A 17,396-nucleotide genomic window follows, 5' to 3' on the forward strand; every position below is an offset into this window, starting at 1 on the left:
CATGGCGCCTCCGCCGGGGGCGAAGGGCGGGGCTGGTCATCTGCGAGGGCGGCGAACTGATGCCCGACCGTGGCTGTTGTCTGGACCATTGACATGTCCGGCGGGCCGCAGCATTCTGAGAGCGCTCTCAGAGTGCGGCGTCACCAGCGCCGCCGGACTGTCGCCCCCTCCTTCCGGCCCCAGCGGCCGGTCGTCCCGGCAGTCCGGTGGTACCCCACCACCTGGAGGAACGACCCCCATGGGCACGAGACGAGCACCCGTACGACGTCGCGCGATCGGCGCGGTGGCAACGGCCGTAGCCGTGACGGCCGCCGCCGGGATCACCCTGGCGCTCCCCGCGGAGCGGGCCGACGCGGCGGTCCCGACCACCATCCCGCTCACGTTCACCAACAGCTCGGGCCGCACCGAGCCGGTGTACATCTACAACCTCGGCACCCTGCTGAGTACCGGTCAGCAGGGCTGGGCCGACGCCAACGGCACGTTCCACGCCTGGCCGGGTGGCGCCAACCCGCCGGTGCCCGCGCCGGACGCGTCGATCGCCGGTCCCGCCAACGGCGGGACGACCACCATCCGGATGCCGAAGTTCTCCGGGCGGATCTACTTCTCGTACGGGCAGAAGCTGGTCTTCAAGCTCACCACCGGCGGACTGGTCCAGCCCGCCGTGCAGAACCCGAGCGACCCGAACCGCAACATCCTCTTCAACTGGTCGGAGTACACGCTCAACGACTCCGGGCTGTGGATCAACAGCACCCAGGTCGACATGTTCTCCGTCCCGTACGCCGTCGGCGTGAAGGCCGCCAACGGCACCGTCACCAGCACCGGTCACCTCAAGCCCGGCGGCTACCAGGGCTTCTACAGCGCGCTCAAGGGCCAGCCGGGTGGCTGGGCGAACCTGATCCAGACCCGCTCCGACGGCACCGTCCTGCGGGCGCTCGCGCCGGGCCACGGGATCGAGTCCGGGGCGCTGCCGGCCTCTGCCATGAACGACTACGTGAACCGGGTGTGGAGCAAGTACGCCAGCTCCACGCTGACCGTCACGCCGTTCGCCGACCAGCCCGGCACCAAGTACTACGGGCGGGTCTCCGGCAGCACGATGAACTTCACCAACGGTGCGGGGGCCGTCGTGACGAGCTTCCAGAAGCCCGACTCCGACAGCATCTTCGGCTGCTACAAGTTGCTGGACGCCCCCAACGACCTGGTCCGGGGCCCGATTTCGCGCACCCTGTGCGCCGGGTACAACCGCTCCACCCTGCTCACCAACCCGAACCAGCCCGACACCGGCGCGGCCGGTTTCTACCAGGACGCCGTCACCAACCACTACGCGCGGAAGATCCACGCGCAGATGGCCGACGGCAACGCGTACGCCTTCGCCTTCGACGACGTCGGCCACCACGAGTCGCTCGTCCACGACGGCAGCCCGCAGCAGGCGTACATGACGCTCGACCCGTTGAGCTGACCCGTCGTCACCGGTCCCGTCCGCGTCCGCGTCTGCGGCGGGCGGGACCGCCGGCTACCGCGGCTCGGTCAGCAGCTCGCGCAGCACCGCCGCGTGGCTGTGGTCGAGGTCCTTGGAGGCGGTCAGCAGGATGATCGGGGAGGAGGTCAACTGCGCGCGCAGGGCGTCGAGTTCTGCTCGGGCATCGGCGGCCGACAGCTCGGCCAGGTAGCGCGAGCGGAAGGTGGGGTAGTCGCCGCCGTCGTGGTACCAGCGGCGCAGTTCGGTGGAGGGTGTGAGTGCCTTCGGCCAGCCGTCGAGGGCGGCGATTTCCTTGCTCAGGCCGCGGGGCCAGAGGCGGTCGACCAGGATGCGGGCGCCGTCCTCGGGGCGGTGCGGGTCGTAGACCCGGCCGAGGTGGATGGTGGGCATGAGGGGGAGCGTATGTGCCGGTGCGGTCGGAGCGGCGGTGCCGCTCCGACCAGCGGGGTGTCAGGCGGCGGCGCGCTCGGCGGCGCTGCGCTCGACGCAGAACTCGTTGCCCTCGATGTCGGCGAGGGTGACCCAGCCGCTGCCGTCGGGGCGGCGGCGGTCGGCGACCAGGGTGGCGCCGATGGCGAGCAGGCGCTCGACCTCCTCGTCGCGGGTGCGGTCGGTGGGCTGGATGTCGAAGTGGATGCGGTTCTTGGCCGCCTTGCCCTCGGGGACGGCGACGAACAGCAGGTCGAAGCGGTCGCCCACGATCAGGGCCTCGGGGTCGCCGGGCTTGTCGTCGTCGGCGAGCTTGCTGTCGAGGACCTCGGCCCAGAAGGAACCGAGCCGGTAGGTGTCGGCGCAGTCGATGGTCACGTGATGCACAAGAGAAGCCATGGCGGACACTATGACGCCTGGTCAGATGATCGTCCATGGGATAAAAGCGCTGGTGGTGGGGCGGGTCCGTGCGGGAGGCTTACAGGTTTCCTACCGCACGGGCGGCTAGGGTCGTTGACCATGGGATTCGGTGGGGTGTGGCGTCGGTGGCGGCCCGGGCGCAGACGGTTGCTCGCGGGTGCGGCGGCCGGTGCGGTGCTGCTGGTCGGCGGGGTGGCGGTGGCGGCCGGCGGCCAGGAGCAGGCGGCGGTACGGCAGGAGGAGCGCAGGCTGCCGATGCCGGAGACGCCCGGTTCGGCGGCGCAGGTCAGCATCGACACCTCCTTCTTCACCACCGGGAGCACCCCGCGCCCGGCGGTCCTGCTCGCGCACGGTTTCGGCGGCAGCAAGGACGGCGAACGGGCGCAGGCGGAGCGGCTGGCCCGGCAGGGGTACGCGGTGCTGACCTGGTCGGCCCGGGGGTTCGGGGCCTCGACCGGGAAGATCGGGCTGGACGCGCCGGACCGCGAGATCGCCGACGTGCGGCGGCTGGTGGACTGGCTGGCGCAGCGCCCCGAGGTGCAGCTGGACGCGCCGGGTGACCCGAGGGTGGGCATCACCGGCGCCTCGTACGGCGGCGGGGCCGCGCTGCTCGGGGCCGCGTACGACCCCCGGATCGACGCGGTGTCGAGCCAGATCACCTGGTGGAACCTGAACGAAGCCTTGTTCCCGCAGGGAAGCAGAGAGCAGAGCCCGCAGGCGGCGGGCGGCGCTGACGGGGTGTTCAAGAAGCTGTGGGCCGGGATCTTCTTCACCACCGGCTCGGCCGGCGGTCTGACGGGAGGTCAGCCGAAGCAGCAGGACGGCCCGGTCGGCTGCGGGCGGTTCTCGGACGAGCTGTGCGCGATGTACGACCGGGTGGCCACCACCGGCCGGGCGGACGCCGAGGCGGTCGCGCTGCTGGACCGGTCCAGCCCGTCCTCGGTGGCGGCCCGGATCAAGGTGCCGACGCTGGTGGTGCAGGGCCAGCAGGACTCGCTCTTCCCGCTCGACCAGGGGGACCGGATCGCCAAGGCGGTGGCCGCCAACGGGGCGCCGGTCACGGTGGACTGGTTCGCCGGCGGGCACGACGGCGGCACCGAGGGCAGCGAACGGCTGGAGGGCCGGATCACCGCCTGGTTCGACCACTACCTGAAGAAGCAGGACACCGACACCGGACCGGCCTTCCGGGTCACCCGGACCGGCGGCCTGGACTCGACCGGCTTCGAGGCGGTGCTGCGCGGCGCGAGCGCCGACAGCTACCCGGGCCTGGGCGGCACGGCGACCCGGACGGTCGAGCTGACCGGCCGGGAGCAGAGCATCGCCAACCCGCCCGGCGGCGCCCCGCCGAACATCTCCGCCGTGCCCGGCGTCGGGGCGCTGAGCCAGCTCTCCTCGGTGGGCGCGGGCCTGGCGATCGACTTCCCCGGCCAGTACGCGAGCTTCGACTCGGCGCCGCTCGACTCGGTCCTGCACCTGACCGGTGCGCCCACCGTCGCCGTCCGGGTGCGGGCGGACCGGCCGGACGCGGTGCTGTTCGCCAAGCTGTACGACCTCGGCCCGGACGGCAAGCAGACCCTGCCGCAGCAGCTGGCCGCTCCGCTGCGGGTGACGGGTGCGGCGGACGGGAAGACGGTCACCGTCCAACTGCCCGCCGTGGACCACGAGTTCACCGCCGGGCACCGGCTGCGGCTGGTGCTGGCCAGCAGCGACCTCGGGTACGCGTCGCCGGCCGAGCCGGCCACCTACCGGATCGCGCTCGCCGGGCCGCTGACCGTACCGACCGTGGACGGGCTGCGCACCGAGGCCGCTCCGCTGCCCGCCCGGGTGTGGGTGCTGCCGCTGCTGGCGCTGGCGGTGGCCGCCCTGCTGCTGGTCAGGTTCCGGCGCGCGAAGGTGGCCAAGTACGACCCGGCGCTGGCCGAAGTGCCGCTCCGGATCAGCGGGTTGAGCAAGCGGTACCACGGCTCCGCCGACCGGTACGCGGTCCGGGAGCTGGGCTTCCGGGTGGAGCGCGGCCAGGTGCTCGGCCTGCTCGGGCCGAACGGCGCGGGCAAGACCACCACGCTGCGGATGCTGATGGGGCTGATCCAGCCGGACGAGGGCGAGATCCGGCTGTTCGGCCACGCGGTCCGTCCGGGGGCGCCGGTGCTGTCCCGGGTCGGGGCCTTCGTGGAGGGCGCGGGCTTCCTGCCGCACCTGACCGGCCGGGCCAACCTGCGGCTGTACTGGCAGGCCACCGGCCGCCCGGTCGAGGACGCGCACTTCGATGAGGCGCTGGCCATCGCCGACCTGGGCGAGGCGCTGGACCGCGCGGTGCGCACCTACTCGCAGGGCATGCGGCAGCGGCTGGCGATCGCCCAGGCGATGCTGGGCATGCCGGAGCTGCTGATCCTGGACGAGCCGACCAACGGTCTCGACCCGCCGCAGATCCGGGAGATGCGCGAGGTGATGATCCGTTACGCCGCCGCCGGGCGCACCGTGATCGTCTCCAGTCACCTGCTCTCCGAGGTCGAGCAGAGCTGTACGCACCTGGTGGTGATGGACCGGGGCCGGCTGGTCAGCGCGGGCCCGGTGGCCGAGATCGTCGGCGGTGGCGAACTGCTGCTGGTCAGTACTCCGGCGGTCGAGGTCGCGGAGAAGGTGGCCGAACTGCCGGGCGTGGGCTCGGCGGAGGCGGTCGAGCAGGGCCTGCTGGTACGACTGGACGGGATGACGGCGAGTGAACTGGTGGCGGAGCTCGTGAGGTTGGGCGTACCGGTGGAGGGCGTCGGGCCGCACCGCCGCCTGGAGGACGCGTTCCTGTCGCTGATCGGGGGTACGGCATGACCACGGTGGTGGAACAGGCCCCGGGCTACCGGGCCCGCCGCACGCTCCCGCTGCGGGTGGAGGCGGTGCGCCAACTGCGCCGCCGCCGCACACTGGTGATGGGCGGAGTGCTGGCGGCGCTGCCCTTCATCGTGCTGGCGGCGTTCCAGCTCGGCGGCAACACCCCGGGCCGGGAAGGCCGGACCAGCTTCATCGAGCTGGCCACCTCCTCGGGGGTCAACTTCTCGGTCACCCTGCTGTTCATGGGCACCGGCTTCCTGCTGGTGATCCCGGTCGCGGTGTTCTGCGGTGACACCGTGGCCTCGGAGGCGGGCTGGTCCTCGCTGCGCTACCTGCTGGCCGCACCCGTGCCCCGATCCCGGCTGCTGGCCCGGAAGTTGACGGTCGGGCTGGCCTTCTCGGCCGGCGCGGTGGTGCTGCTGCCGCTGGTCGGCCTGCTGGTCGGCACGGCCGCGTACGGCTGGGGCGACCTGCGGCTGCCGACCGGGGTCACCCTCCCGGCCGCCGAAGCACTGCCCCGGCTGGGGATCGCGGTGGCGTACGTCTTCCTGGCCGAACTGGTCATCGCCGCCCTGGCGTTCTGGCTCTCCACGGTCACGGACGCACCGCTCGGCGCGGTCGGCGGGGCGGTCTTCCTGTCCATCATCACCGGCGTACTGGACGCGGTGACGGCGCTCGGCGGCCTGCGGGAGTGGCTGCCCGCACACTGGCAGTACGCCTGGGCGGACGCCCTGCAGCCCAAACTGGAGTGGGGCGGGATGCTGCAGGGCGTCACGCTGTCGTTCAGTTACGCGGTAGTGCTGGTGGCCCTGGCCTTCCGCGGCTTCGCCCGCAAGGACGTCGTCTCATAAGGCACGCCGCTGGTGGCACACGCCAGGGGCTCGGGGAACTGCGACGCCGACCTTTGTAAGGTGATCGTTGCGTAGGTGGTCAGGCACCTTCGCAGTGATACCCGCCAGCCACGAACCGTCGCCGTTCCCCGAGCCCCTGGATAGTGCAACTAGCGGGGCGACCAGACCCGTTCGATCCGCTGGGTGCCGGTGCGGGTGCGGTAGCCGCGGGCCCACTTGCTGGTGGCGTCGCGGCGGGTGCGGTCCGAGAGCACGTAGTAGTCCATCTGGACCTGCTCGGGCGTGACGTCCAGGACGCCGTAGCCGTGCGAGTCCAGGTCGACCCACTTGACGTGCCGGTTGGCGCCCTCGATGGCGGCGGCGGCCAGCAGGGAGACGGTCTGCGGGGCCACCTTGAGGATGTCGTCGATGTTGTCCGAGGTCACCGAGGTGACCACGAACTCCGTCGCGGCGCTGCCCGAAGCCGGGTAGGTGGCGGCCTCGTTGGGCACGTCGGCGGCCCAGGCGGAGTGGATGTCGCCGGTCAGGAAGACGGTGTTGCGGATGCCGTGCGAGCTCAGGTGGCCGAGCAGTTCGCGGCGGTCGTGGGTGTAGCCGTCCCACTGGTCCGGGTTCACGGCCAGGCCCTCGGACGGCAGGCCGAGCAGCTGGGCGAGCGGGCGGAGCAGGTAGCCGGGGAGCGAGAGGAAGGCCACCGGCGAGATCATCACCGAGTTGCCGACCAGCCGCCAGTTGGTGTCGGAGGCGGACAACCCGGCCTTCAGCCAGTCGAGTTGGGCCCGGCCGGTGATGGTGCGGTCGGCCGAGTCGACCTCGCCGGTGCCGGCCTTGGCCTGCGCGCTGCGGAACGAGCGCAGGTCGAGCAGCGAGAGGTCGGCCAACTTGCCGTAGCGCAGCCGCCGGTAGGTGGTCCCGGCGATCGAGGGCCGGACCGGCATCCACTCGAAGTAGGCCTGCTTGGCCGCTGCCACCCGGTCCGCCCAGGCGCCCTCGGTGCCCGGCGTGTGGTTCTCCGCGCCGCCCGACCAGGCGTCGTTGGCCACCTCGTGGTCGTCCCAGATCGCGATCGTCGGCACGATGGCGTGCAGCGCCTGGAGGTCCGGGTCGGTCTTGTAACGGCCGTGCCTGGTGCGGTAGTCGGCCAGGTTCAGGATTTCGTGCGCGGGTGCGTGCGGGCGCACCACGGTGCCCCGGGCGGCGAACTGCCCGGTGCCGTACTCGTAGATGTAGTCGCCGAGGAACAGGAACGCGTCCAGGTCGCCCCGGGCCGCCAGGTGCCGGTACGCGGAGAAGTAGCCCGCCTCCCAGTTGGCGCAGGACGCCACGCCCAGCCGCAGCCGGCCGAGCGCCGCGTCGGTGGCCGGGGTGGTGGCGGTGCGGCCGACGGGGGAGGCGGCGCCCTCGACGGTGAAGCGGTACCAGTACGTGGTGGCCGGGAGCAGGCCGCGGACGTCCACCTTGACGGTGTGGTCGGTGGCGGCGGTGGTGGTCACCGTGCCGGAGACCACGACGGCGGCGAAGTTCCGGTCGGTCGCCACCTGCCAGGTCACCTGGGCGTCGGGGCCGTTGCCGGAGCCGGGGGTGGCGTCCGGTGCCGGGGTGAGCCGGGTCCAGATCACCACCCCGTCGGGCAGCGGGTCGCCGGAGGCGACCCCGTGCAGGAACTCCGGTGCGGCAGCGGCGGTGGCCGGCGCCGCGGCGGCGAACGGGAGGGCGGCGGCACCGGCGGTGAGTGCGGCGGCCTGCAGGACCCGGCGGCGACGCGGCCGGGCGAGGGACAGGGCATCGGTGGGCTCAGTCACGTCCAGAAAGGCTACTGAACGGTAAGTAGTTGTCCAGAGTTCGGACTGACTGTTCGTCGGCTCTTCACCCCGGCGTCGCGGGCGCGGCCGGGCCGGGCGGAGCGTCCCGGGTGGGTGATGATGGTCCGGTACCTCGAACAGCTGACCCCGAAGGAACCAGACGTGGCCCAGATCGTCCTCTTCCACTCCGCGTACGGCCTGCGCCCGGCGGTGCACCAGGCCGCCGACCGGCTGCGCGCCGCCGGTCACCAGGTGCACACCCCCGACCTCTACGACGGCCGGGTCTTCGACGACGTCGAGGCCGGGATGGCCTACAAGGAGGAGATCGGCAACGACGAGCTGCTGCGCCGCGCGGTGACCGAGGTGGCCCCGCTGCTCACTCCCGGCACCCGGCTGGTCTACGCCGGGTTCTCGCTCGGCGGCGCACTCGCGCAGAACCTCGCGCTGGCCGACGAGAAGGCGCTCGGGCTGCTGCTCCTGCACGGCACCTCCGACATCCGCGAGGACGCCGCCACCGAGATCCCGGTCCAGCTGCACGTGGCCGACCCCGACCCGTTCGAGTCGGAGGACTGGCTGAACGCCTGGTACCTCAACCTCAGCAAGGCCGGTGCCGATGTCGAGGTCCACCGCTACCGGGGCGCGGGCCACCTGTACACCGACCCGGAGCTGCCCGACCACGACGCGGAGGCCGCCGAGCGGACCTGGGCGATCGCCTTGGAGTTCCTGGCCGAGATCTCCGAGGGCTGACATCAACCGAATTGGTGGCGCCCCGCCGCATGCTGGCGGGGCGTCAGTCTGATGTTGTACGTATGCACAAGCCCCCGGCACGAACTGGCGTGAGCATGGTGGCTTATAGTCTGACCGGCATTCCCGTTCCGGGACGTTGCCGGGCTCCGACCCGGCCGTTCCGGCATGCGGAAGGAGATCTCACCGGAGCGGGGCCGGCGGGGTCTCGCCGGTGTGGGCTGCCGTCGCCTGAACCCGAACCCGCCGCATGGTGTGTCCATCAGTCGGGAGAAGCGAACATGAGCCCCTTCACCAGTCGCAGTTGTCATGCCGTGGCCGTCGCGGTGGTGGGAGCGCTGCTGTTGAGCGCCTGCGGCTCGGACGGTACGACGGCCGACAAGGTCTCGCTGCACGACCGGCTGCCCGAGGCGGTCAAGACCGCCGGCGTGATCCGGGTGGGCGGGTCGTTCACCGCCGCGCCGGTGATCTTCAAGAACCCCCAGGGCCAGCCGGACGGCCTGGACGTCGATCTCGCCGCCGCGATGGAGAAGGTGCTCGGGGTCCGGTTCGAGTTCGAGGACGCCGGCCCGTTCGCCAACGTACTGCCGGGATTGTTCGAGAAGAAGTACGACATCGGGATGTCCGGGATCACCGACACCCGGGAGCGCCAGCTCGGCGTGGACAAGAACGACAAGCAGATCAACGACGGCGTGGATTTCGTCGACTACTTCATGGCCGGTATCGGCATGGTGGTCAGCGAGGGCAACCCCAAGGGGGTCGCCGCCATCGACGACCTGTGCGGCCGGTCCGTCGCGGTGAAGAAGGGCACCACCCACCACGACCTGGTGACCAGGCAGCAGAAGGCGTGCGAGCACACCGGCAAGCTGCTGAAGATCCTGGAGACGGCCGCCGACGCGGACGCGCTGGAGGCGGTCCGCACCGGGGCGGCCGAGGTCTACGTCACGGACTACCCGAAGGCCCAGCACAACGCCACCACGATCGGGGGCGGGAAGACGTTCGACCTGGCCGGCTCGCAGATCCAGTCCCGCCCGTTCGGCATAGCGGTCCGCAAGAGCGACCGCGAACTGCGTGACGTGCTGATGAAGGCGATGAACGCGCTGATCAGGAACGGCACGTACGACGAGCTGCTGGCGAAGCGTCAGCTGTCCGCCGGCGCGATCCAGAACTCGGTGGTGAACGGCAGTCAGTGAGTGCGATGGCCCCGGCCGAAGGCGGCGGCCGGGTCCTTGGTGGGTGTTCGGACAGGACAGCAGAGGACAGCAGAGGACAGCACAGGGCAGGACGAGGGCTGGGCGGCACGCCGGCCTCGTGAGTGGGTAGGGCACTCCTGATTGGGCGGAGTGCCAGGCCGGGGGCCGGTCAAGGGCGCTTTCCGGCGGGCCGATTGGGCAGCCGGACAGGTTCGCACGGATCGGCGGGGGAGGACAGCCTTCGCGCAGCGCCGGTGGGCGGACTGTGCGCGCTGCACAGTCCGGTCCGGGGCGGGTTGGTGGCGGGCAACGTATTACCGCCGGGTACTGGGCGGGTTCGGCGGGCCGGTGCTGTGATGTGCGCCGGTCCGGAGCCGCCGGGCCCAATCCCCCACCCCCATGGAGGACTTCATGTCCATCCGCTCCCTGCTGCGGCGCTCCGGACGCGTGGCCGCGGTCGTCGCGGCCGGGCTGCTGGTCGTCGCCGGAACCACCGTCCCCGCCGGTGCGACCGACCAGTCCGCGATCACCGCGGCCCAGCAGCTCGCCGCCACCGCCCTGCCCGGCGCCAACGACTTCTCCTGCAGGCCGAGTTCGGCCCACCCCCGGCCGATCGTGCTGGTGCACGGCACCTTCGTCACCGCCACCCTGAACTGGATCGAACTCGCCCCGCTGCTCAAGGCCGAGGGCTACTGCGTCTTCGCCCCCACCTACGGCCGGATGCCCAATGTGCCGCTGCTGGCCGCGATCGCCCCGGCCGCCGAGTCGGCCGAGCAGCTCCGGGTCTTCGTGGACGGCGTGCTCGCCGCCACCGGCGCGGCCGAGGTCGACATGGTCGGCCACTCCCAGGGCGGCCTGATGCCGCGGTACTACCTGAAGCACCTGGGCGGCGCCGCCAAGGTGGGCCGGTTCGTGGCGATCTCGCCGACCAGTCACGGCACCACGCTGTCCGGCCTGGCCACCCTGCTCCAGGACATCCCGGGCGCTCCCGAGGCGCTGCTGGAGAGCTGGTGCCCGGCCTGCCTGGACCAGACGGTCGGTTCGGCCTTCCTGGCCGCCACCAACGCCGGCGGGGACACCGTGCCCGGGGTCGAGTACACGGTGCTCGCGACCCGGTACGACTTCGTCGCCACCCCGGTCAACTCCCAGTTCCTGAGCGGTCCGAACGTACGCAACGTGCTGATCCAGGACCTCTGCTGGGCCGACCTGTCGCAGCACGCCACCATGCAGGTCAACCCGGAGACGCTGCACGAGGTGACCAACGTGCTCGACCCCGCGCACGCCACCCGCACCGGCTGCCGTCTGGTCCCCTGACCCACCCGCGCACGCACCACCCGCACGTCGACAGCACGGCCCGGCCGGTGCCTCGGCACCGGCCGGGCACGCACCGGAGGAGAACCGCTTGAGTCCCCCCACACCCCCGACCGGCACGCTCCGGATCGACCGCCTACAGGTCACCTACAGCCGCGCCGTCCAGGCACTGCGCGGCGTCTCGCTGGAGGTCAGGGCCGGTGAGATCACCGCCGTACTGGGCTCCAACGGCGCCGGGAAGAGCACCCTGCTGCGGGCCCTGTCCGGCACCCTGGCCCTGCACCGGGGCGTGGTGGACAGCGGCGGCGTCACCCTGGACGGCGCTCCGCTGACCGGTGACCCGGCGCGGGCGGTGGCCGCCGGAATGGTCCAAGTACCGGAAGGACGGCGGGTGTTCGCCGATCTGACGGTGGAGGAGAACCTGCGGGCCGGCGGACTGGCACTGGGCGGGCGCGCGCGGCGGGCCGCCCAGGAGCGGGTCTTCGAGCTGCTGCCGGTGCTGGCCGAACGCCGCCGCCAGGCCGCCGGGTTGATGTCCGGCGGCGAGCAGCAGATGCTCGCCCTCGGCCGGGCCCTGATGGCCGGGCCCAAGGTGCTGCTGCTGGACGAGCCCTCACTCGGCCTGGCCCCGATGATGGTGGAACGGATCGCCGGGATCGTGCAGCGGATCAACGCCGCCGGCACCACCGTCCTGCTGGTCGAGCAGAACGCGGCGGTCGCGCTGCGGATCTCCCACCGGGCCTCGGTGCTGGAGAACGGCCTGGTCCGACTGACCGGCAGCGCCGAGGAGTTGGCGGGCAACGACGAGGTCCGGCGCCTCTACCTGGGCGCGGGCGAGAGCGGCCCCGAGCCGGCCGCCGCACATCCGGCGAAGCTCGGCAGGTGGGCCGGATGACCGCCGCCGCAGCGGAGTTGAGGGTCGAGGGCGTCACCGTCCGGTTCGCCGGGCTGACCGCACTGGACGAGGTCTCCTTCACCGTCGCCCCGGGATCGATCCACGCCTTGATCGGCCCGAACGGGGCCGGCAAGTCCACCTGCTTCAACGTGCTCTCCGGGGTCTACCGGGCCACCGGAGGCTCGGTCCGCTACGACGGCCGGGAGTTGACCGGGTTGCCCCCGCACCGGATCGCCGGGCTGGGCATCGCCCGGACCTTCCAGAACATCGTGCTCACCGCGGGTACGGTCGCCGACAACCTGATGCTCGGCCGGCACGGCCTGACCACGGCCGGTTTCACCAGCACCGCGCTGCGGCTGCCGAAGGCCGTCCGGGAGCAGCGCCGACACCGCCAACGGGCGTACGAGATCGCCGACTTCCTCGGCATCGCGGCCCACTTCGACCAGCCGGTCGGGCCGCTGTCGTACGGCGACCGCAAGCGGGTGGAGATCGCCCGCGCGCTCTGCATGGAGCCCCGGCTGCTGTTGCTGGACGAGCCGGTGGCCGGGATGAACCCGACCGAGCGGCTGGCGATGGCCGCGACCGTCGCGGCCGTCCGGGCCGAGCTGGGCATCTCGATCCTGATCGTCGAGCACGACATGGGGATGGTGATGCGGCTCGCGGACGCGGTGACCGTCCTGGACTTCGGCCGCCGGATCGCCGACGGCACACCCGAGAGCGTGCAGCGCGACCCCGAGGTGATCGCGGCCTATCTGGGCCGGCAAGAGGAGAGCGCATGACCAAGTTCGCCGAAACGGTCCTCAACGGCCTGGCCCTCGGCTCCGTGTACGCGTTGATCGCGCTCGGCTTCGTGGTGATCTTCAAGGCCTCCGGGGTGATGAACTTCGCCCACGGCTCGATCCTGCTGCTCGGCGGCTGGACGGTCGCCGTCACCCATCAGGCGGTCGGCTTCCCGCTCGCCGTGCTGTGCGGCGCGCTGGCCGCCGGCGGGGCCGCCGGGCTGCTGCACACGCTGGCCGCGCGCGGTCTGCGCGGCGCCGAGGCGCACGCGCTGACCATCCTCACCATCGGCGTCGACCTGCTGCTGGTGACCGCGCTGAACGAGCGGATCGGGCCCGACTTCCTGAGCACCGGCGACCCCTGGGGCGATGCGGTGGCCGGGTTCGGGGGAGTGGCCGTCACCCAGTCCCGGCTGGCCGGGATCGTGGTCTCGGTGCTGCTGATCGGCGGCGTCTTCGCGCTGTTCCGCTGGTCCCGCTGGGGCCTGTCGATGCGGGCGGCCGCCGCCGACCAGGAGGCCGCCGCGTTGATGGGCATCCGGCTGAACCGGGTCAGGCTGGCCGCCTGGTGCCTGGCCGGGGCGCTGGCCGCCGTGGCGGCGGTCTTCCTGGCGGCCTTCCCAGCGCCGGGCCTGGACCGGACGACCGGTCAGATCGCGCTGGCCGCCTTCCCGGCCGCCATCCTCGGCGGCATGGACTCCGCCGTCGGCGCCCTCGCGGGCAGCCTGGTGATCGGCCTGAGCAGCGCGCTGGCGGCCGGCTACCAGGAGCAACTGAGCGGCCTGGGAACCGGGTTGGCGGATGTCGCGCCGTACCTGGTGATGGTGCTGGTGCTGCTGGTCCGGCCGAACGGGCTGTTCGGATCGAAGGAGCTGTCCCGTGTCTGAACTCCCCAAGCGCCTCACGGTCGGGCTGGGCGTGCTGGTGCTGCTGGCGCTGCCGTTCTACGCGACCGGGTTCTGGCTGCAGAGCGGACTGTTCGCGATGGCCGCCGTGATCGGCGCGATCGGGCTCAGTCTGCTCACCGGCACCACCGGCCAACTCTCGCTCGGCCACGCCTTCTTCCTGGCCGTCGGCGCGTACGGCTACGTCTGGCTCGCCGGTCCGGCCGGCGCCGCGGACGGGCTGACCGGCCTCGGGCTGCCGCCGCTGCTCGCCTTCGGGCTGGCCGTCGCGCTGACCGGTCTGGCGGGCGGGCTGCTCAGCCCGATCGCCGGGCGGCTGCGCGGCATGTACCTCGGGGTGGCGACCCTGGCGCTGGTCTTCATCGGCCAGCACGTGATGCTCAACGCCCATACCGTGACCGGTGGTTACAACGGCCGCTCGGTGCAGCCGATGGACCTGTTCGGCTTCGCGCTGACGGACGGCTCGCCGCGCGGGCTGCTGGTGCTCGGGGTGCCGTTCGGCGGCCTCGAACGGCTCTGGTACTTCGGCCTGGCCCTGGTGACGGTGGCTCTGCTGGCGGCCCGTAACCTGCTGCGCGGCCGTCCCGGCCGGGCCCTCGGCGCCGTCCGGGACAGCGAGGTCGCGGCGGCCGTGATGGGCGTACCGGTGGCCCGCTACCGCTCGGCCGCCTTCGTGGTCTCCTGCCTGTACGCCGGAGCGGGCGGGGCGCTGCTCGCGCTGGTGTTCCGGCGGGTGGTGCCGGAGACCTTCGGCCTGGTGCTCTCGATCGACTACCTGGCCATGATCGTGATCGGCGGACTGGGCTCGGTCGGCGGTGCGGCGGTCGCGGCCGTACTGGTCACCCTGCTGCCGCAGTTGCTCACCGGCTACGCCGACGACCTGCCGCTGCTCGCCCGGCCCGGCTCCGGATCGGCCGGCCCCACTCCCGGCGAGGCGGCCCGCTACCTGTACGGCGCCGCCATCGTGCTCGTCCTCACCCTCGCCCCGCAGGGGCTCGCCGGGCTGACCCGGCGCCGCCCCCGCAAGACCCCCCAGGAGCACACCCCATGAGAACCACCCGCCTCGCCGCCGCAGTCGCGGTGCTCGCCCTCACCGCCACCGCCTGCTCCACCAAGGGGAGTTCGGCCGACGGCACGCTCGGGAAGGACGGCGTGAAGACCGGCCCCGGCGTCACCGACTCCACCATCACGATGGCCGCCCTCACCGACCTGACCGGCCCGTACGCCTCGCTCGGCAAGAGCATCGTGAACGCCCAGCAGCTCTGGGTCGACCAGACCAACGCGAACGGCGGCATCTGCGGCCGCAAGCTCAGGATCGTGGTGAAGGACCACGGGTACGACGTGCAGAAGGCGGTCGCCGCCTTCACCGAGGTCGAGCCGGACACGGCGCTGCTCACCCAGGTGATCGGCTCCCCGGTGGTCGCGGCGATCAAGCAGGACCTGAACGGCAAGCACCTGCTGGCGCTGCCGATGGCCTGGGCCTCCACCATGCTCGGGCAGCCCTACATCCAGGTGGTCGGCTCCACCTACGACGTCGACATGATCACCGGGGTGGACTTCCTCACCCGCAAGGCCGGGCTGGTGGCGGGCGACCGGATCGGGCACGTGTACTTCGAGGGCGAGTACGGGGAGAACGCGCTGGCGGGCTCCAAGTACGCGGCCGAGAAAGGCAAGTTGACGCTGGTCGAGCAGAAGATCAAGCCCACCGACCAGGACCTGACGGCGCAGGTCTCGGCACTCCGGGAGGCCGGGGTCAAGGCGGTGCTGATCAGTGCCGGGCCCAAGCAGACGGCGGCGCTGGTCGGCGCGGCGGCCGGGCAGGGGCTGACCGTACCGGTGCTCAGCAGCGCGCCCGGCTTCGCCCCGCAGCTGCTCGACACGGCCGTCGGACCGGCGCTGGAGCGGCAGTTGTCCGTGGTCAGCGCGATCTCGCCGGTCAGCGCGGACGTCTCCGCGATGCGGGTGCTGGTGCAGGACTACCAGGCCAAGTACCCCGGTGCCCCGGTCGACAGCGGGGTGGCGAGCGGCTGGTCGGCGGCGCAGGTGGCGGCGGAGGCGCTCGGCGCCGCGTGCGCGGAGAAGGACCTGACCCGGGAGGGCATCGCGGCGGCGCACCGGAAGACCACGGCGCTCAACATCCTCGGCGTGCCGATGAACTTCTCCGACGTCACCAAGGCACCGACCCGTCAGGCGTACATCCTCAAGCCGGCCAAGGGCGTCACCGGTGGCCTCACCACGGTCGAGGGAGCCCACGAGGTCAAGCCCTGAGCCCTGCCAGGGGCTCGGGGAACTGCGAGGAGATCTGGCGTGCGGGTCACAATGCAAAGTGCCTGACCACCTACGCACGGATCACCTTTTCCGAGGTCGGCGTCGCAGTTCCCCGAGCCCCTACCTTCCGAAGGCCGGCGTTTCAGCCCAGGCCCGGGATGCGGCCGTTGCGGAAGAGGTCGACGAAGATCTGGTGGTCGCTGCGGGCGCGGTCGCCGTAGGTGTGGGCGAAGGAGACGAGCATGTCGGCGAAGCCGGCGGTGTCGTCGCCGATCGCCGCGTCGATCGCGTGCTCGGTGGAGAACGGCACCAGGCCGTGCCCGCTGGAGGACGCGTCGGCGGCGGCGTGCATGCCGGCGGTGGCCCGGCCGAGGTGGGTGACCACGTCGCGGAGGTCGGCCGGTTCGGTGAGGTCGGTCCAGTCCAGGTCGGCGGTGTAGGGGGAGACCTCGGCGACCAGCATGCCGTGGCCGCGCAGAGTGGCCCAGCCGAGCCAGGGGTCGCTGTGGTCCTGCAGGGCGCGCTGGGAGATCACCGTACGGTGGCCCTCGTGCTCGAAGTAGGCGCGGATCTCCGGGTCGGTGACGTGCCGGGACACCGCCGGGGTCTGACCCTGCTTCAGGTAGATCACCACGTCGTTCTCGAGCGCGTCGGTGTGGCCCTCCAGCAGCACGTTGTACGAGGGCAGCCCGGCGCTGCCGATGCCGATGCCGCGGCGGCCGACCACGTCCTTGACCCGCAGGGCGTCCGGCCGGGTGCGGGTGGCCGGCGGGAGGGTGGCGAGGTACTGCTCGAAGGCGGCCAGCACCTCGGCCCGGGTGGAGTCCTCCAGCGGGATCGCGCCGCCGCCGGAGCGGAACCGGCGCTCGTACCCCTCGACCACGGTCTCCCGCTCCAGCAGCGCCACCCGGGTCTGCAGCCGGGCCCGGCGGAGCGTCTCCAGCAGCGGGCCCTCGGCGGTGTCCAGGGTGTACGCCTCGGCCGGCGCGCCCGCCGCGAGGGCGGCGATCCGGGCCCGGTAGGCGGTGGCGAAGGCCCGGACCAGCTCGGCGATGGTGCCGTCGGAGAGCGCCTTGGCGTAGCCGAGCAGGGCCAGGCTGGCGGCGAGGCGCTGGACGTCCCAGGTGAAGGCGCCGACGTAGGCCTCGTCGAAGTCGTTGACGTTGAAGACCAGCCGGCCCTCGGCGTTCAGGTAGGTGCCGAAGTTCTCCGCGTGCAGGTCGCCGTGGATCCACACCCGGCTGGTCCGCTCGTCGAGGTACGGCGCGCCGAACGCCTCGAACGGAGGGGTCGTCAGGTCCGCGTAGTACAGCCCGGCGGTGCCCCGGTAGAAGGCGAACGCCGAGGCGGCCATCTTGCGGAACTTCACCTTGAACGCGGCCGGGTCCTCGGCCAGCAGGCGGCCGAAGGCCTGGTCGAAGACCCGCAGGATGGTCTCGGCCCGCTCGGGCTCGCGCTCGGCCGCGTTCTGCTGCTGCATGGGGATCGTCCTCTGT

General features: G+C 72.2%; 15 protein-coding genes. 11 read left to right on the forward strand and 4 right to left on the reverse strand.

Annotation, left to right across the window (positions count from 1 at the left end):
- The first annotated feature begins 238 nt into the window (after positions 1-238).
- Positions 239-1,456, forward strand: a complete 1,218-nt coding sequence (locus F4556_RS27955; RefSeq protein WP_184920833.1) for a glycoside hydrolase family 64 protein — start codon at positions 239-241, stop codon at positions 1,454-1,456.
- A 54-nt stretch (positions 1,457-1,510) separates the two neighbouring features.
- Here F4556_RS27955 and F4556_RS27960 read toward each other — a convergent pair whose 3' ends face one another.
- Together F4556_RS27960 and F4556_RS27965 are read right to left on the reverse strand one after the other, a co-directional pair.
- Entirely contained in the window at positions 1,511-1,867 is a 357-nt protein-coding gene (locus tag F4556_RS27960; protein WP_184920835.1) for a DUF488 domain-containing protein, read from the reverse strand.
- 60 nt (positions 1,868-1,927) lie between these two features.
- Entirely contained in the window at positions 1,928-2,305 is a 378-nt protein-coding gene (locus F4556_RS27965) for a VOC family protein (RefSeq protein ID WP_184920837.1), read from the reverse strand.
- Between the two features lie 120 nt (positions 2,306-2,425).
- Here F4556_RS27965 and F4556_RS27970 point away from each other — a divergent pair, with 120 nt between their 5' ends.
- Both F4556_RS27970 and F4556_RS27975 read left to right on the forward strand, forming a co-directional pair.
- Positions 2,426-5,152 (forward strand): alpha/beta fold hydrolase, encoded by a 2,727-nt coding sequence (locus F4556_RS27970; protein WP_184920839.1) that lies wholly within the window; start codon positions 2,426-2,428, stop codon positions 5,150-5,152.
- Complete coding sequence (locus F4556_RS27975; RefSeq protein ID WP_184920841.1) at positions 5,149-6,003, forward strand: ABC transporter permease; 855 nt, start codon at positions 5,149-5,151, stop codon at positions 6,001-6,003. Before F4556_RS27970 ends, F4556_RS27975 begins: the two co-directional genes overlap by 4 nt.
- Positions 6,004-6,152: 149 nt before the next feature.
- On the opposite strand, the gene F4556_RS27980 is transcribed toward F4556_RS27975, so the two are convergent.
- A complete protein-coding gene (locus F4556_RS27980; RefSeq protein ID WP_184920843.1) occupies positions 6,153-7,805 on the reverse strand; it encodes an alkaline phosphatase D family protein in 1,653 nt (550 codons plus the stop codon).
- A gap of 120 nt (positions 7,806-7,925) precedes the next feature.
- Here F4556_RS27980 and F4556_RS27985 point away from each other — a divergent pair, with 120 nt between their 5' ends.
- The 8 genes from F4556_RS27985 to F4556_RS28020 all read left to right on the forward strand — a co-directional run bounded on the left by F4556_RS27985 (position 7,926) and on the right by F4556_RS28020 (position 15,900).
- Positions 7,926-8,552, forward strand: a complete 627-nt coding sequence (locus F4556_RS27985) for a dienelactone hydrolase family protein (RefSeq protein WP_184925287.1) — start codon at positions 7,926-7,928, stop codon at positions 8,550-8,552.
- A 278-nt stretch (positions 8,553-8,830) separates the two neighbouring features.
- Positions 8,831-9,742, forward strand: coding sequence for an ABC transporter substrate-binding protein (locus F4556_RS27990; RefSeq protein WP_184920845.1), 912 nt, complete (start codon positions 8,831-8,833; stop codon positions 9,740-9,742).
- Between the two features lie 411 nt (positions 9,743-10,153).
- Entirely contained in the window at positions 10,154-11,056 is a 903-nt protein-coding gene (locus F4556_RS27995; RefSeq protein WP_246511104.1) for an esterase/lipase family protein, read from the forward strand.
- Positions 11,057-11,144: 88 nt separating this feature from the next.
- Entirely contained in the window at positions 11,145-11,948 is an 804-nt protein-coding gene (locus F4556_RS28000) for an ABC transporter ATP-binding protein (RefSeq protein WP_184920849.1), read from the forward strand.
- A complete protein-coding gene (locus tag F4556_RS28005; RefSeq protein WP_184920851.1) occupies positions 11,945-12,727 on the forward strand; it encodes an ABC transporter ATP-binding protein in 783 nt (260 codons plus the stop codon). Before F4556_RS28000 ends, F4556_RS28005 begins: the two co-directional genes overlap by 4 nt.
- Positions 12,724-13,614: a branched-chain amino acid ABC transporter permease gene (locus F4556_RS28010; protein WP_184920852.1), complete on the forward strand. Its 891-nt coding sequence runs from the start codon at positions 12,724-12,726 to the stop codon at positions 13,612-13,614. The genes F4556_RS28005 and F4556_RS28010 overlap by 4 nt, the downstream gene beginning before the upstream one ends.
- Positions 13,607-14,683, forward strand: coding sequence for a branched-chain amino acid ABC transporter permease (locus F4556_RS28015; protein ID WP_313068726.1), 1,077 nt, complete (start codon positions 13,607-13,609; stop codon positions 14,681-14,683). The genes F4556_RS28010 and F4556_RS28015 overlap by 8 nt, the downstream gene beginning before the upstream one ends.
- Positions 14,680-15,900, forward strand: coding sequence for an ABC transporter substrate-binding protein (locus tag F4556_RS28020; protein WP_184920854.1), 1,221 nt, complete (start codon positions 14,680-14,682; stop codon positions 15,898-15,900). Before F4556_RS28015 ends, F4556_RS28020 begins: the two co-directional genes overlap by 4 nt.
- A 142-nt stretch (positions 15,901-16,042) precedes the next feature.
- Here F4556_RS28020 and F4556_RS28025 read toward each other — a convergent pair whose 3' ends face one another.
- Entirely contained in the window at positions 16,043-17,380 is a 1,338-nt protein-coding gene (locus F4556_RS28025) for a DUF2252 domain-containing protein (protein ID WP_184920856.1), read from the reverse strand.
- Positions 17,381-17,396: the final 16 nt, after the last annotated feature.

The organism is Kitasatospora gansuensis (assembly GCF_014203705.1).
Taxonomy (GTDB): Bacteria; Actinomycetota; Actinomycetes; order Streptomycetales; family Streptomycetaceae; genus Kitasatospora; species Kitasatospora gansuensis.